This is a genomic window from Pantoea sp. X-Soil-ISGK-355, assembly GCF_059730805.1.
Genome location: NZ_AP035971.1, coordinates 1,804,477 through 1,819,445, shown reverse-complemented (window position 1 = coordinate 1,819,445; position 14,969 = coordinate 1,804,477). Strand labels below are relative to the sequence as shown.

General features: G+C 53.9%; 10 protein-coding genes and 1 other RNA gene. 5 read left to right on the top strand and 6 right to left on the bottom strand.

Translation table 11 applies throughout. From position 1 onward, the window contains the following. Positions 1 to 5: 5 nt before the first annotated feature. Complete coding sequence (gene sufB / locus AC6I8J_RS08360) at positions 6 to 1,499, bottom strand: Fe-S cluster assembly protein SufB (RefSeq protein ID WP_013357696.1); 1,494 nt, start codon at positions 1,497 to 1,499, stop codon at positions 6 to 8. A gap of 7 nt (positions 1,500 to 1,506) precedes the next feature. Then, entirely contained in the window at positions 1,507 to 1,881 is a 375-nt protein-coding gene (gene sufA / locus AC6I8J_RS08355; RefSeq protein ID WP_003853229.1) for a Fe-S cluster assembly scaffold SufA, read from the bottom strand. Between the two features lie 388 nt (positions 1,882 to 2,269). On the opposite strand from sufA, the gene AC6I8J_RS08350 reads away from it, so the two are divergent. Next, entirely contained in the window at positions 2,270 to 2,674 is a 405-nt protein-coding gene (locus tag AC6I8J_RS08350) for a hypothetical protein (RefSeq protein WP_161736479.1), read from the top strand. 33 nt (positions 2,675 to 2,707) lie between these two features. On the opposite strand, the gene ydiJ is transcribed toward AC6I8J_RS08350, so the two are convergent. Then, positions 2,708 to 5,761, bottom strand: coding sequence for a D-2-hydroxyglutarate dehydrogenase YdiJ (gene ydiJ / locus AC6I8J_RS08345; RefSeq protein ID WP_497825251.1), 3,054 nt, complete (start codon positions 5,759 to 5,761; stop codon positions 2,708 to 2,710). A gap of 205 nt (positions 5,762 to 5,966) precedes the next feature. Between ydiJ and ydiK the strand changes: the two genes are divergently transcribed. Together ydiK and rprA are read left to right on the top strand one after the other, a co-directional pair. Then, on the top strand, positions 5,967 to 7,085 hold the full coding sequence (gene ydiK, locus AC6I8J_RS08340) for an AI-2E family transporter YdiK (protein ID WP_371876300.1): 1,119 nt from the start codon (positions 5,967 to 5,969) through the stop codon (positions 7,083 to 7,085). A 292-nt stretch (positions 7,086 to 7,377) separates the two neighbouring features. Beyond that, positions 7,378 to 7,485: antisense sRNA RprA (gene rprA, locus AC6I8J_RS08335), an RNA gene on the top strand. A 69-nt stretch (positions 7,486 to 7,554) separates the two neighbouring features. On the opposite strand, the gene ppsA is transcribed toward rprA, so the two are convergent. Further along, complete coding sequence (ppsA, locus tag AC6I8J_RS08330) at positions 7,555 to 9,936, bottom strand: phosphoenolpyruvate synthase (RefSeq protein ID WP_161735816.1); 2,382 nt, start codon at positions 9,934 to 9,936, stop codon at positions 7,555 to 7,557. A gap of 436 nt (positions 9,937 to 10,372) precedes the next feature. On the opposite strand from ppsA, the gene ppsR reads away from it, so the two are divergent. Next, complete coding sequence (ppsR, locus tag AC6I8J_RS08325) at positions 10,373 to 11,200, top strand: posphoenolpyruvate synthetase regulatory kinase/phosphorylase PpsR (protein ID WP_013357691.1); 828 nt, start codon at positions 10,373 to 10,375, stop codon at positions 11,198 to 11,200. A 151-nt stretch (positions 11,201 to 11,351) separates the two neighbouring features. Next, on the top strand, positions 11,352 to 12,398 hold the full coding sequence (locus tag AC6I8J_RS08320; RefSeq protein ID WP_161735818.1) for a 3-deoxy-7-phosphoheptulonate synthase: 1,047 nt from the start codon (positions 11,352 to 11,354) through the stop codon (positions 12,396 to 12,398). Between the two features lie 7 nt (positions 12,399 to 12,405). Here AC6I8J_RS08320 and AC6I8J_RS08315 read toward each other — a convergent pair whose 3' ends face one another. Both AC6I8J_RS08315 and AC6I8J_RS08310 read right to left on the bottom strand, forming a co-directional pair. Beyond that, positions 12,406 to 13,857 (bottom strand): protein adenylyltransferase SelO, encoded by a 1,452-nt coding sequence (locus tag AC6I8J_RS08315; RefSeq protein WP_253421746.1) that lies wholly within the window; start codon positions 13,855 to 13,857, stop codon positions 12,406 to 12,408. Positions 13,858 to 13,936: 79 nt separating this feature from the next. Next, on the bottom strand, positions 13,937 to 14,683 hold the full coding sequence (locus tag AC6I8J_RS08310; protein ID WP_253421744.1) for an EAL domain-containing protein: 747 nt from the start codon (positions 14,681 to 14,683) through the stop codon (positions 13,937 to 13,939). Positions 14,684 to 14,969: the final 286 nt, after the last annotated feature.

Sequence of the window (14,969 nt, the reverse complement as noted above, 5' to 3'; positions counted from 1 at the left end):
CGGCATCAGCCCACACTGTGCTCAAGGCTGATGGCTAACAATTTCTGGGCTTCCACAGCAAATTCCAGTGGCAGCTCCGAGAATACGTCTTTACAGAAGCCGTTCACGATCATCGAGATGGCGTCTTCTTCACTGATACCGCGCTGCAGACAGTAGAACATCTGGTCTTCGCCGATACGTGAAGTCGTGGCTTCATGCTCAAGCTGGGCAGTATTGTTGCGGGTTTCGACATACGGGAACGTATGTGCGCCGCAATCAGGGCCGATCAGCATTGAGTCACACTGCGTAAAGTTACGGGCATTGGTGGCAGTTGGCATGATTTTTACCAGGCCGCGATAGGTGTTCTGACTTTTACCGGCCGAAATCCCTTTGGAGATAATGGTCGATTTGGTGTTTTTACCAATGTGGATCATCTTGGTGCCGGTATCGGCCTGCTGACGACCGCTGGTCAGTGCCACCGAGTAGAACTCACCCACCGAATAATCCCCGCGCAGAATGCAGCTCGGGTATTTCCAGGTGATCGCTGAACCGGTTTCAGACTGGGTCCAGGACATCTTGCTGTGGTCACCTTCACACAGCGCACGCTTGGTCACGAAGTTGAGGATACCGCCCTCGCCTTCGCCGCCAGGGAACCAGTTCTGAACGGTCGAATATTTCACTTCAGCATTTTTATGGATGATCACTTCCACCACGGCGGCATGCAGCTGATAGCTGTCACGCACAGGGGCTGAACAGCCTTCGATGTAGCTGACGTAGCTGTCTTCATCGGCAATCAGGATGGTGCGCTCGAACTGACCGGTTTTCGCTGCGTTAATGCGGAAATAGGTCGACAGCTCCATCGGGCAACGCACCCCTTTCGGGATATAGACGAAGGTGCCGTCAGAGGCCACCGCCGAGTTCAGTGCGGCAAAGAAGTTATCGTTAGCCGGAACTACCGTGCCGAGATATTGCTTCACCAGCTCCGGGTGTTCCTGAATCGCTTCGCCGAATGAACAGAAGATAATCCCCTGCTCCGCCAGCTTGCCGCGATAGGTGGTTGCCACAGAGACGGAGTCAAAAATGGCGTCAACCGCCACTTCCCGCCCTTCACGCACCGGCACACCCAACTGATTAAAAGCGTTCTCCACTTCCTGCGTCAGGTAGTCGCTGGCTGGCGCGCTGCCTGAAGCCTGCGTCACACCCGGCTCTGAGGCGCAGGTGTCATCGCAGTTACCGCACGAGGGCGCGGAGTAGTAGCTGTAATCCTGATAGTCGAGTTTTTCGTAGTGCGCTTTCAGCCAGTGCGGCTCTTCCATTTCAAGCCAGGCACGAAACGCTTTAAGACGAAACTCCAGCATCCACTCTGGCTCGTTACGCTTAGCCGAGATCGCCCGCACCACATCTTCATTGATGCCGTTGGCAAATTCTTCGGTCTGCAGTTGGGTAAAGAAGCCCTCTTTGTAGTTGAGCTTGCCTTCCCAGATTTGTACATCGTCAGATGTTTCGCTGTGTCGTGACATATTTCACTTACTCGACGCCAAAGCTCTCACCGCACCCGCAGGCGTGCTGAGCTTTAGGGTTATTGAATTTAAAAATCTGATTCAGGCCTTCGCGAACGTAATCCAGTTCAGTGCCATCAACGAATGGCATCGCCTGTAGCGGCACAAACAGCGTTGCGCCGTGGAATGAGAACTGCAGATCGTCTTCGACGGGTTCTTTCACCAGATCCATGACGTAACCAAAACCGGCGCAGCCGGATTGTTTTACGCCCAGACGCAGCCCCTTGACTTCAGGGTCCTGAGCCGCCAGATTGAGAATTTGTTGCGCTGCGGTTTCAGTCAGCGTCAGACCTTTCCAGACAAAATCGTCGGGTGAGAAAGAGTCTGTATTAACAGATGCCATGTTGATACCTCTTGAGTCCGGACCTTTTCAGGCTATCCCCCTATGGTAGTGATCTGACCAATCACTTCAACCTCTTGTTTTGCAGGGATAATCATCTTGTGCTGTTTTATTCGCTCAATTATTAAGCATAGCTGCTTCCGTTCATCCTGTGTGAACAGAGTCAGTCTCAATAAGCCAGTGATAACCTATTAATAAATCACTCTATTTGAAATAACCATTTTTGATAAAAATGCTTATTGATAGGTTACGCCTTTCTCTGATGTAAACAGATTGTTATTTCCGATTATACCGACAGGCAGGATAAATCGATAAATTTTTCTCTCCTGCAATTGCAATCGCGCCCCAAATGAATATGATAATTATTATCATTAACATTGAGGGTGACGCCATAATGCTTTCTGTCTCCGCCTGGCTGCAGCATAAAATCGACGAGTACCAGTTTTCGGTGCGTGATATCACCGTCGACTTTTATATGGCGCAGGCAAAACTCGACCGGGCCGACTGCACGATTCATCAGCTACGTCAGTTTAACGATGCCTGCCAGGATATGGCAGAAGTCTGCCAGTTGAACGGTGACGATCAGAGTTACCTGCATGCGATGGGTAAACTGCATCACCGGTTGGTGCAGGAGATGGGAAACAACGATCGCGATCGCCTGTTTCGCCTTCAGGCCTATCAACTGGCGCGATTGTCCCTGACCCGTCTCTGCCATCAACTGGCTATGGTCGGAGAGTGGAACAAAGCCGCCGTGCTGCAAAGTGACTTCGTGCGTCACGCAGGCTGGATATTCTAATCCAGTCACGACGTGACGTCGCGCACAATTTTTTTACATTAGCGTTAACAATGCCTGTAGCGGATGGCGCATGCCGTTGCCTTCCACACGCTTGACCTGGCTGCGGCATGAATAGCCGGTGGCCAGACAGCGCTGGCGCGGCAGTCGCTGAAGCTGGGGATGCCAGGAGAGCGCATAGATCCCCAGCGAGTTTTCAAGGTTCTGACTTTCGTGCCCATAAGTGCCCGCCATGCCGCAGCAACCTACATTAATGTTCTCCAGCTTTGCGCCAAAACGGGAGAAAATCGCCTGCCACTGGTTGGGCGCTGAAGGCAGCGCTGTTACCTCAGTGCAGTGTGCAAACAGATACCAGGACTCCCCGCCCGTGGCCTGTACCTCACGTTCTGCCAGGGCACGCTCTAACCATTCATGCACCAGCAATACGTTGAAGTCGCCGCGCGATTCACCCAGCGTGTGACGATACTCATCGCGATAGCAGAGCACGGTAGCCGGATCGACGCCGACCATCGGCAGTTCCAGTTTTGCAACCCGATTGAGAAAATCAGCGGTACGGGCTGCCGTGCGTGCGAAACGTTGCAGGAAGCCTTTCACGTGCTGCGCTTTACCGTTTGGCGAGAAAGGCAGTAGCACCGGGCGGTAACCCAGCTTCTCAATCAGCCTGACAAAATCGTTCACCAGCTGTGCCTCATAGAAGCTGGTAAAGGGATCCTGTACCACCAGTACACAGCTGGCGCGTTCCGTGGCTGTCAGTCCCTCCAGCTGTTCCAGCGTCATGTTCATGGCGGGATGGCCGCTGAGCTGCTGTTTCAGGTTAGGAGACGAAAGCAGCGGCAGATCGACCATGCCGATATGCGTTTTACTTAACTCTTTCACCCACGGCTGGCGCAGGAAGAAGTTGAACACTTTTGGTGCCTTCGCCATCAGAGGCGCATAACCTTCGACTGCCGCCACCAGATGATCGCTGACCGGGCGCAGATAACGGGTGTGATAGAGCTGCAGAAAGCGCGAACGGAAAGCAGGTACGTCAATTTTAATCGGACACTGGGTGGAACAGGCTTTACAGGCCAGACAGCCGGACATCGCCTCTTTCACCTCGTGTGAAAAGTCATACTCCCCTTTGCTGGCGTGCCAGCTGTTGCGGGTACGGGCGATCAACCCGCGTAGCGACAGGCTGTTTTCCGGCAGCTGTTTTTCGAGTACCAGCGGATCAACGCCCTGCCCGGCCAGCAGCCGCAGCCACTCCCGCGTCAGCGTTGCCCGCCCTTTTGGCGAGTGAATACGGTTGCGGGTGATCTTCATGGAGGGACACATCGGGCTGCGGGCATCAAAATTGAAACATAACCCGTTGCCGTTACACTCCATCGATCCACGCCATTCATCCCGGACCGTTAACGGAATCTGCCGATCGTATGTTCCGCGCTTAACCGCATCAACCTGCATCATCTCGTCGTTGCTGTTAAAGGGCGTACAGATTTTGCCCGGATTCAGGCGGTTAAGCGGGTCAAACGCCGCTTTGATGCGACGTAACTCATTAAACAGCGTCTCACCGAAAAATGCCGGACTGTACTGGGCGCGGAACCCTTTGCCATGTTCGCCCCACAGCAGGCCGCCATAGCGCGCGGTCAGCGCCACCACTTCGTCAGAGATCTGTTTCATCATCATCTCTTGCTGCGGATCGCACATATCCAGCGCCGGACGCACGTGCAGGACGCCTGCATCGACGTGACCAAACATGCCGTAGCTCAGGCCGTGACTGTCGAGCAGCGCGCGAAACTCGACAATGTAGTCCGCCAGTTTTTCCGGCGGAACGGCGGTATCTTCGACAAACGGAATCGGCTTAGCCCGGCCTTTAGCATTTCCCAGCAGACCTACCGCTTTTTTACGCATGTTATAGATGCGCTCAATGCCCGCCAGATCGTTACAGAACTGATAGCCAATCACGCCGCCCTGCTGCTGCTGCATCAGCGCATCAAGCCGGGCACACAGTTTTTCGATCTGCTGATCGATGAGCGCGGCATTGTCACCCGCGAACTCAACGATGTTCAGACCCAGCATCTCTTTATCGGGTACGTCAGCAATCAATTCACGTACCGAGTGCCATACGATATCTTCCCGCGCCAGGTTCAGCACTTTGGAATCAACGGTCTCAACTGACAGCGCCTGCGCTTCCACCATAAAGGGCGCGTTACGCAGGGCAGAATCGAAGGAGTCATATTTAATGTTCACCAGCCGCCGCACTTTCGGCAGCGGGGTGATATCGAGACGCGCCTCAGTGACAAAGGCCAGTGTGCCCTCAGCGCCACATAGCAGACGTGTCAGGTCAAAGGTTTGCATATCGTCGCTGAAGACATGACGCAGGTCATATCCGGTCAGGAAGCGATTCAGCCTGGGAAACTTTTCCACAATGAGATCGCGGTGCTCGCGGCAGCGTGTCAGCACCTGCTGATAAATACGGCCTTCGAGGGTTGCCGTCTGTGCCAGCGTTTCAGCCAGCGCGGTGGCCATCGGCCGCGTATCAAGAATATCGCCGCCCAGCAGCACGGCGCGCAGGCCCAGTACATGGTCTGAGGTTTTGCCATAGACCAGCGATCCCTGGCCCGACGCGTCGGTATTGATCATGCCGCCCAGCGTGGCGCGGTTACTGGTGGACAATTCAGGCGAAAAGAAAAAGCCGAAAGGCTTCAGCCAGGCATTCAGCTGATCTTTGATGACGCCGGCTTCGACGCGTACCCAGCCCTCATCGGTATTGATTTCCAGGATGCGGTTCATGTAGCGCGACATGTCTACCACAATGCCCTGATTCAGCGACTGACCGTTGGTGCCGGTGCCGCCGCCGCGCGGGGTGAACACCAGGCTGGCAAAACGTGCTTCTCCAGCCACACGGGCCAGCAGCGCAACGTCCGCCGTCGAACGCGGAAAGAGCGCCGCGTCGGGCAGCAATTGATAGATGCTGTTATCGGTGGAGAGTGAAAGACGATCGGCATAGCTGGTTGCAATGTCGCCGGTAAAACCCTGCTCTTTCAGCGACTCAAGGAACGTCAGCACCAGTTGAACGAGGCCCGGTGCCTGCGAAATCTGTGGGATCATGATTGTCTGACCGAAGGTGTTGTAAACGTTTGCGTTTATACGTGAGCGATTTCTCGTTTTATCATATTTTTTCTGCGACTGCCCTTTTTTCAGAAAAGACAAAAACCTTTCTCCGCGACGCTGTTTAAACCCTGGCAAATAGATCATGATAAAAACGGGCATCCGAATGCCCTGAAATGAAGGATTAAGACGAGGTTATGAGTCAATGATGAAAAGCCAGTACCGGGATATGGATTTACCGCAAATACTCTTCACCCTGATGTTCATTCTGCTGCTGATCGTCGCCTGCTTATGGGTGGTGCAGCCGTTTATTCTGGGCTTTGCCTGGGCCAGCATGGTGGTGATTGCGACCTGGCCATTGATGCTGAAATTCCAGCGACTGTTATGGGGGCGCCGTTCGCTGGCGGTGATCGTGATGACAATGCTGCTGCTGCTGCTGTTTATCATCCCTATCGCACTGCTGGTCAGCAGCCTGATCGATAACAGTGCCCCGGTTATCGCCTGGGTTACCCAGGGTCATACAATGCCGCAGTTGCTGTGGCTCAGGGATGTGCCGATGGTCGGCAAAAAGCTTTATGTCAGTTATGACACGCTGGTAGCGAGCGGTGGTGCCGGCATCATGGCCAAAATTCAGCCCTACATTGGCCGTACTACCGGCTTTTTTGTCGCGCAGGCCGGTCATTTTGGCCGCTTTATGATCCATCTGGGCGTGATGTTGCTATTCAGTGTGCTGCTTTACTGGCGCGGCGAACAGGCTGCCCAGGGCATCCGTCACTTTGCTTTCCGCATGGCGGGACGGCGCGGTGATGCCGCCGTGCTGCTGGCAGCACAGTCCATTCGTGCCGTGGCGCTTGGCGTGGTAGTGACGGCACTGGTGCAGGGCGTGCTGGGCGGTATTGGTCTGGCGATCTCCGGCATTCCTTATGCCACGCTGTTAACGGTGCTGATGATCCTCTGCTGTCTGGTTCAGCTTGGCCCGCTGCTGGTGCTGGTCCCGGCCATTATCTATCTCTACTGGAGCGGCGATACAACCTGGGGGACCGTGCTGCTGGTCTGGAGTTGTGTGGTCGGTACAATGGATAACGTTCTGCGCCCCATGTTAATCCGGATGGGTGCCGATCTGCCGATGATCCTGATCCTCTCTGGCGTAATAGGTGGCCTGTTTGCCTTCGGCATGATTGGTTTGTTTATCGGGCCGGTAGTTCTGGCTGTTTCTTACCGTCTCGTTTCCGTCTGGGTTCATGAAGCGCCAGCGCCAGATAATGACCCGCTGGCCGTGGCAGATGCGCTGGCCGATCATGAGGGAACCCCGCCTGCCGTCTGATGCGATGCAGTAACGCGTTTCGCCAATCCCCCTTTTGAGCATTGATTAGTGCGGTTAATGATGATTAACCGCACCTACTCTCACCAATCAGATAAATTCTGTTTTCCATTAGCGATTTTTAAGAAAAAAGCCATCTTTGGCCTTTATTTGACCTTTGCGGCCTAAAAAAGATTACTTTCTGCACTGTTTCTTAAGTCAAACGGCGAAGTAAAGGTGACAAAAGATTATCGGCTTTAAACTAATAAGAGGATTCTTAAAGACGCCAGCCAGCGGTATGAATAACATGTTTCCTATGTTCGAAGTCAAGCTATTGATTTTCAGACAACCTGATTCCCCTGAGTAGCGTAAAGAATTGCTGTGTGTAGTCTTTGCCCATCCCCTGTGATGGGCTTTTTTTTTGCCTGAACCTGACCAGCTATAACAGAAAAAGGCCCGCAGTGCGGGCCTTTCATCATTTCTGCAAGCGGTGTCAGGCGGTTTTGTTTAACTGTGCCAGACTCACCCACGTTTCCACTACGGTATCCGGATTCAGCGACAGACTATCGATGCCCTCTTCCATCAGCCATGCGGCGAAATCCTGATGGTCTGACGGTCCCTGCCCACAGATTCCAACATATTTGCCCTGCTTTTTGGCTGCTTTGATGGCCATGGAAAGCAGCGCTTTCACGGCTTCGTTACGCTCGTCAAACAGCGCGGAGACGACACCGGAATCGCGGTCCAGCCCCAGCGTCAACTGCGTCATGTCATTAGAGCCGATAGAGAAGCCATCAAAGTGCTGCAGGAACTGCTCTGCCAGCAGCGCATTAGACGGGATCTCGCACATCATGATGATCTTCAGCCCGTTCTCACCGCGCTTCAGCCCCTGACGGGCCAGCTCTTCCACCACGGCCTGCGCCTGATCCACAGTACGCACAAACGGAACCATGATTTCGACGTTGGTCAGGCCCATCTCGTTGCGAACGCGTTTTACCGCTTCACACTCCAGCGCAAAGCAGTCGCGGAAGTTATCCGCCACATAGCGACCTGCACCACGGAATCCCAGCATCGGGTTTTCCTCCTGCGGCTCATAGCGTTCACCGCCAACGAGGTTGGCATATTCATTGGTTTTAAAGTCGGAAAGTCGGACAATTACGCGTTTCGGTGCAAATGCTGCACCAAGCGTGGCAATTCCCTCGGTCAGACGAGCGATGTAAAACTCCACCGGATTATCAAATCCTTTCATCATTTTACGGATCTGCTGCTGCAGTTCCGGCGTCTGCTGATCAAATTCAAGCAGCGCTTTAGGGTGGACGCCAATCATTCGGTTAATAATAAATTCCAGCCGCGCCAGGCCAACACCCTCGTTCGGCAGACAGGCAAAATCAAAAGCACGATCGGGGTTGCCCACGTTCATCATGATTTTCAGCGGCAGTTCAGGCAGTGAATCGACCTGCGAACTGGTGACGTCGAAGTCGAGCAGCTGATCATAAACGTAGCCTGTGTCGCCCTCAGCGCAGGAAACGGTAACCTGATGGCCCTCTCTTAGCCGATCGGTGGCATCGCCACAGCCCACTACCGCCGGAATACCCAGCTCACGCGCGATGATTGCCGCATGACAGGTTCGTCCGCCACGGTTAGTGACAATGGCTGACGCCTTTTTCATGATGGGTTCCCAGTCCGGGTCGGTCATGTCCGTCACCAGCACATCGCCTTTTTCAATGCGGTTCATTTCGCTGATATCGTGGATGACCTTCACCACGCCTGCGCCGATACGATGACCGATGGCTCGCCCTTCAACGACGACGCTGCCCTGACCCTGCAGCGTATAACGCTCCATTACCTGACCATTTGAGCGCACGGTTTCAGGACGCGCCTGAACAATAAACAGCTTGCCGGTATGTCCATCTTTGGCCCACTCAATATCCATCGGCCGCTGATAGTGTTGTTCAATCAGCACCGCCTGCTTCGCCAGCGCCTGCACTTCCTCATCGTTCAGGCAGAATCGGTCGCGTTCGGCCTCAGGCACATCTTCGATGCGTACCTGTTCGCCATGCGCCTGAGAATCGGCATACACCATGCGCACCTTTTTTGAGCCCATGTTGCGGCGTACGATAGACGGACGATCGGCCGCCAGCGTTGGCTTGTGAACATAGAACTCATCCGGGTTAACAGCGCCCTGCACCACCATCTCACCCAGTCCCAGGGCGGCAGTAATGAAGACCACCTGATCAAAGCCGGACTCGGTATCAATGGTGAACATCACACCTGACGACGCCAGGTCCGAACGCACCATGCGCTGTATGCCCGCAGAGAGCGCCACGCCACGATGGTCGTAGCCCTGATGCACACGGTAAGAGATAGCACGATCGTTAAACAGTGAAGCAAAGACATGCTTGACCGCCACCATCACGGCGTCGATGCCCTGCACATTCAGGAAGGTTTCCTGCTGGCCGGCAAAGGAGGCGTCGGGCATATCTTCGGCGGTGGCAGAGGAGCGGACGGCAAACGACGCGTCAGCATCATCGGCAGACAGTTGCTGATAAGCGTCCAGAATGGCGGACTCCAGCTCCGGCAGAAACGGCGTTTCCACCACCCACTGACGAATCTGTTTACCCGCTTTTGCCAGCGCATCAACATCATCAATATTTGTCTCATCCAGCAGCGCATAAATTCGCTGGTTCAGCCCGCTTTGATCGAGGAACAGGTTAAAGGCGTACGACGTGGTCGCAAAACCATTGGGCACGGAAACGCCCAGCGACGACAGATTCGTTATCATTTCACCTAAGGAGGCGTTTTTGCCGCCTACCCGATCAACATCATGCATACCAAGCTGGTTATACCAGAGCACCAGTGGCTGTTCTTGAGTGGACATCGCGCTTATCCTTAATCAATTATCAATGAATGGACACAGAGAGTGAGCTGTTTCCAGCCTGGCATATCACCCCATCAATAACGATCTGTTGAATCGTTAAAGCAGAATTTCAGCCGCAGTTTCGGAATTGTGAGCGGATTATTTTGCTGTTGCGCAAAGTCGCTATTTTCCTCTAACTGATTGATGTGGCAGGAAATTGAAGATTTTCAGCCACTTATGCATTCTGTTTTGTTGCGCAACAGACGCAGGGCTATTTGTAGCCCGATCACGGTTGAAAAGAATTCCGGCGAATCGAAACGCCTTTTCATTTTTATTAGTGTAATGAAACTGCAGACAAATAATCCGGGCAGACATTCCAGAAATTAAAATCAGAGATGATTTATTAAGTCGCATCGCGCATGCTGATGGCTCACTCCTGGCTGAGGCAGAATTCATTATGACAACTGACAGAAGCGTTTTTTATATCTCCGATGGTACAGCGATTACAGCTGAAGTCCTGGGCCATGCGGTGCTGTCGCAGTTTCCAGTCAATATCACCAGCCTGACGTTGCCATTTGTGGAAAACGTCCAGCGGGCGCTGGCGGTTAAAGCCCAGATTAACGCACTCTATCAGCAGAGCGGCGTACGGCCGCTGGTGTTCTTCTCCATTGTCACACCCGAGGTGCGCGACATTATCGTGCAGAGTGAGGGTTTTTGTCAGGATATCGTGCAGGCGCTGGTGGCTCCTCTTCAGCAGGAACTGGGCTTATCGCCAGCGCCAGTGGCACATCGTACCCACGGACTGGACGCCAGTAATCTGGGGAAATATGACGCGCGTATTGCGGCGATCGATTACGCCCTGGCACATGATGACGGCATCTCGCTGCGCGGGCTGGAGGATGCGCAGGTGATTCTGTTAGGCGTCTCGCGCTGTGGCAAAACACCCACCAGCCTCTATCTGGCGATGCAGTTTGGTATTCGTGCCGCCAACTACCCGTTTATTGCCGACGATATGGATAATCTTAAACTGCCGCCCGCGCTGCGCGCCCACCAGAATAAACTCTTCGGGCTGACCATCGATCCGGAACGCCTGGCAGCAATACGGCAGGAGCGGGCGGAAAATACCCGTTACGCCTCAATGCGTCAGTGCCGGCTGGAAGTAGGCGAAGTGGAAGCGCTGTTCCGCACCCATCAAATCCGCTATCTCAACAGCACCAACTACTCGGTCGAAGAGATCGCTACCAAAATTCTCGACATTATGGGCCTGACACGCCGCATGTATTGAAGGGAAATCAGATCGAAGATGTAAAGCGCCGCTGCCGTGGGTTTTGATTTCATTATCAAATCACGGGTTGAATTCGCAGACTAATGGTTTATTGTGACCACCATCACTTCCCGGTATTCCACCGCTGCGAAGAACCCTTTTCGAGATACTCATGAACAAAACCGACGAACTGCGTACCGCACGCATTGGTAGTCTGATTACCCCCGCCAGCCTGGCGGCTGAACATCCTGTCTCCGCGGCGATTGCCGACAACGTCACCGCTGCCCGTAAACGTATCGCCCGTATATTGACGGGTGAAGATCCCCGCCTGCTAGTGGTGATTGGCCCCTGCTCGCTGCACGACCCGAAAGCGGCCCTGGAGTATGCTGCGCGTCTGAACGCGTTGCGCAGCCGCTATGAAGATCGGCTGGAGATTGTAATGCGTGCCTACTTCGAGAAGCCACGCACCGTTGTCGGCTGGAAAGGTTTAATCTCCGATCCGGACCTGGATGGCAGCTACGATGTGAACCGGGGCATCGGCATTGCCCGCAAGCTTCTGATTGATATCAACGCGCTGGGCCTGCCCACTGCCACGGAGTTTCTGGATATGGTGATCGGCCAGTTTATTGCCGATCTGATCAGCTGGGGCGCGATTGGCGCACGTACCACCGAAAGCCAGATCCATCGTGAAATGGCCTCGGCCCTCTCCTGCCCGGTCGGCTTTAAAAACGGCACTGATGGAAACGTGCAGATCGCGGTAGATGCAATTCGCGCCGCACGCGCGAGCCACATGTTCCTGTCGCCGGATAAACTGGGCCAGATGACTATCTATCAGACCAGTGGCAACCCGCATGGTCATGTGATCCTGCGAGGCGGCAAACAGCCAAACTATCATGCCAGTGATGTCGCCGCCGCCGCGGAGAGTCTGGGGGCATTTAATCTGCCGCAGCAGCTGGTGATCGATTTCAGTCACGGCAACTGCCTGAAGCAGCATCGTCGTCAGATGGATGTGGCGGCAGAGGTGGCAGAGCAGATTAAATCAGGATCGCGAGCCGTTGCCGGTGTGATGATTGAAAGCTTCCTGGAAGAAGGCAATCAGAAAGTGGTGAGCGGCGAACCGCTGGTTTACGGCAAGTCGATTACCGATCCCTGCCTCGGCTGGCAGGAGAGCGAACAGGTGCTCGCCCTGCTGGCCGAGGCGGTTTCGCACCGCCTCTGAGTTCCGATTAGCTGGAGCAGCTGACCTCTAAGGTTTTGCCCCAGTCTGGCGGCCGCTGACGATACTCAGCGGCTGTTTCATCGCTAAAGGGTTGCTGTAACGCCTGATGCAGACGAGCCAGCGCACCCTGCTCGCCCCGCTCCGCCTCTTCAATTACCTGCTGTGCCAGATAGTTGCGCAGAATCACCGCCGGATTGGCCGCCTTCATCACAGCCTGACGCTCCGCATCGCTGACCTGCTCGTCCATCAGACGGCTGCGGTAGCGCTGATACCAGCTATCAAACGCCTCACGATCGATGAACTCGTCGCGCAGCGGTGAGCGACGTTCAGTCTGCCGGGTCTCACTCAGCAGTCTGAACGTCAGGGTGTAATCACTGTGCTCCTGCGTCATCAGCGCCAGCAGATCGGTCAGAATCTGATTGTCGCTGCTCTGTTGTGTCAGCAGGCCGAGTTTTGCCCGCATCCTTTCACCCCAGACCCGCATCAGTTCAGGTTCATAGGCGCTCAGCGCCGTTCGCAACTGCTCAGTGGTCAGCAGCCCCGACAGCGCATGTGCCAGACGGTTAAGATTCCACATGCCAATCATCGGCTGATTTTCAAAGCTGTAGCGCCCCTGATAGTCGCTGTGATTACAGATAAAGTGAGGCTGATAATCATCCAGAAAACCATACGGGCCATAGTCGATAGTCAGGCCAAGGATCGACATATTGTCAGTATTCATGACGCCATGCGCAAAGCCCACGCTCTGCCACAGCGCAATCAGGCGAGCCGTGCGTAACACAATGTCGGCAAACCACTGTTGATAACGGTCCGCTTCTCCTTCCAGATGCGGCCAGTGATGGCGAATGGCGTAGTCGGCCAGTTGCTGTACTTTCTCCTGCTGCTGGCTGTAAAAGAAATGCTCGAAATGACCGAAACGCAGGTGGCTCGGTGAAATGCGCATCAGCATCGCGCCACGTTCAGTGGTTTCGCGGTAGACCGGCTCATCGCCTATCGACAGAGTGAGTGCGCGCGTGGTGGGGATGCCCAGATGGTGCAGCGCTTCCGAGGCGAGAAACTCCCGGACGCTGGAGCGAATGACGGCACGACCATCGCCCATGCGGGAATAAGGCGTCAGGCCTGCACCCTTGAGATGCCAGTCAAGTTTGCTGCCATCATCAAGACGCTGTTCACCCAGCAGGATACCGCGCCCGTCACCGAGCTGACCCGCCCAGACACCAAACTGATGGCCACTGTAGACCTGCGCCAGCGGCTGCATGCCGGGCAGCAGTGCCGCACCGTGCCACACATCGTGACCGTGACCCTCAAAAAGCGCACTATCCAGCCCCATTGAGGTTGCAAGCGGTGCGTTGTGATACAGCAGACGTCCGCCTGCCAGCGGCGTGGGGTTCAGCGCGGTATAACACCCGGAAAGCTCACGGAACCAGGTGTTGTCAAAAGAGGCCTTGCCTGAGGACATTGTTTCTCCCATGCGATACTCAGCGATACGTAGGTTAGTCCTTTAGTGTAACGCTGATGGCGGGGATTAACAGGTCAGGTCAGCCAGGATGCTGAGAAGATGGCATGCGCTCGTCGGCACAGAGTAGCGAATGCAGCGCATCAGATTTTACCACCGGGAAGAGTGAACCCTGAAACTCAGCGCCATTCAGCTGACTCACTTTTTCGAACAGCACTTCATCGTCAATGCCGCAAATAATAAGGCGGTCACAATGCGTGCGGAAATTATCAATAATGCTCTGAATAAACGGCACGAATGATGCGCGCTTTGCCAGGGAATGAATAAACTCTTTGTCGAGACAGATGCAGCTGAATAAATTATCGTAGACCGCATTAGAGGGTGTTTTGCCCGCGCCAAAATGTGAAAGTGCTAAATTAAACTCAGCATGCAGGCTCGCCAGCAGCGGATTATTGTTGCCCAGCTTAAGTTGCGGAAACGTTTCAGTGATATTCAGGAGAATGAACGGCAGCTGTTTTATTTTGCGCATGACTAATTCACTGGCAAGCAGCGTCCGGGCCATGCCTTCATCAATACGGATAAAGGCTGACACGGAATGCGTTTCAAATAATCCGCGATTCTGCTCCAGCAATCCAATCTGGCTTTGCAGCAGGCGCAACTGCTGCGACTCGTCAAGCTGGGGAAGCAGCAGATCCTGTGGCAGGGTGATGGGCGCACTTTCATGCACAAACTGCGTAACCAGCTCGACAGCGGTCAACCGTCCGTCAACATCACAGACAGGATAAAACCAGATTTCCGACTGATAGTCGGCCGAGAGATGAATTTTCATTTTAATGCCAGAATATGCGGCGATGTTGATATCGTATAGTAATGGTCAGCTGCAGGCAATAGTGCCAAATCATTGAAGAGACGACCTTCTTTACGCTTCCATTGCCGTTTGACAACAGCCGATCACGCTTAAGCCAAATAAAGGTGATAAAACACCGGTTATTAGTGAAATTAAATCAGCCATTATTCTTTTTATTAAATCCTCACGCTAAACGTTCATTTAAAATAAAACTTTTACCCTTTGTTTTAACTCTATTTTAAATTGGACTTAAGTCTGATTTCGCAAA

Bases quoted from the DNA above. Each gene is read 5' to 3' on its own strand.
- ydiJ (WP_497825251.1), bottom strand. From the start codon at position 5,761: ATGATCCCACAGATTTCGCAGGCACCGGGCCTCGTTCAACTGGTGCTG.
- AC6I8J_RS08315 (WP_253421746.1), bottom strand. From the start codon at position 13,857: ATGTCCTCAGGCAAGGCCTCTTTTGACAACACCTGGTTCCGTGAGCTT.
- ydiK (WP_371876300.1), top strand. From the start codon at position 5,967: ATGATGAAAAGCCAGTACCGGGATATGGATTTACCGCAAATACTCTTC.
- AC6I8J_RS08320 (WP_161735818.1), top strand. From the start codon at position 11,352: ATGAACAAAACCGACGAACTGCGTACCGCACGCATTGGTAGTCTGATT.
- sufB (WP_013357696.1), bottom strand. From the start codon at position 1,499: ATGTCACGACACAGCGAAACATCTGACGATGTACAAATCTGGGAAGGC.
- sufA (WP_003853229.1), bottom strand. From the start codon at position 1,881: ATGGCATCTGTTAATACAGACTCTTTCTCACCCGACGATTTTGTCTGG.
- ppsA (WP_161735816.1), bottom strand. From the start codon at position 9,936: ATGTCCACTCAAGAACAGCCACTGGTGCTCTGGTATAACCAGCTTGGT.
- ppsR (WP_013357691.1), top strand. From the start codon at position 10,373: ATGACAACTGACAGAAGCGTTTTTTATATCTCCGATGGTACAGCGATT.
- AC6I8J_RS08310 (WP_253421744.1), bottom strand. From the start codon at position 14,683: ATGAAAATTCATCTCTCGGCCGACTATCAGTCGGAAATCTGGTTTTAT.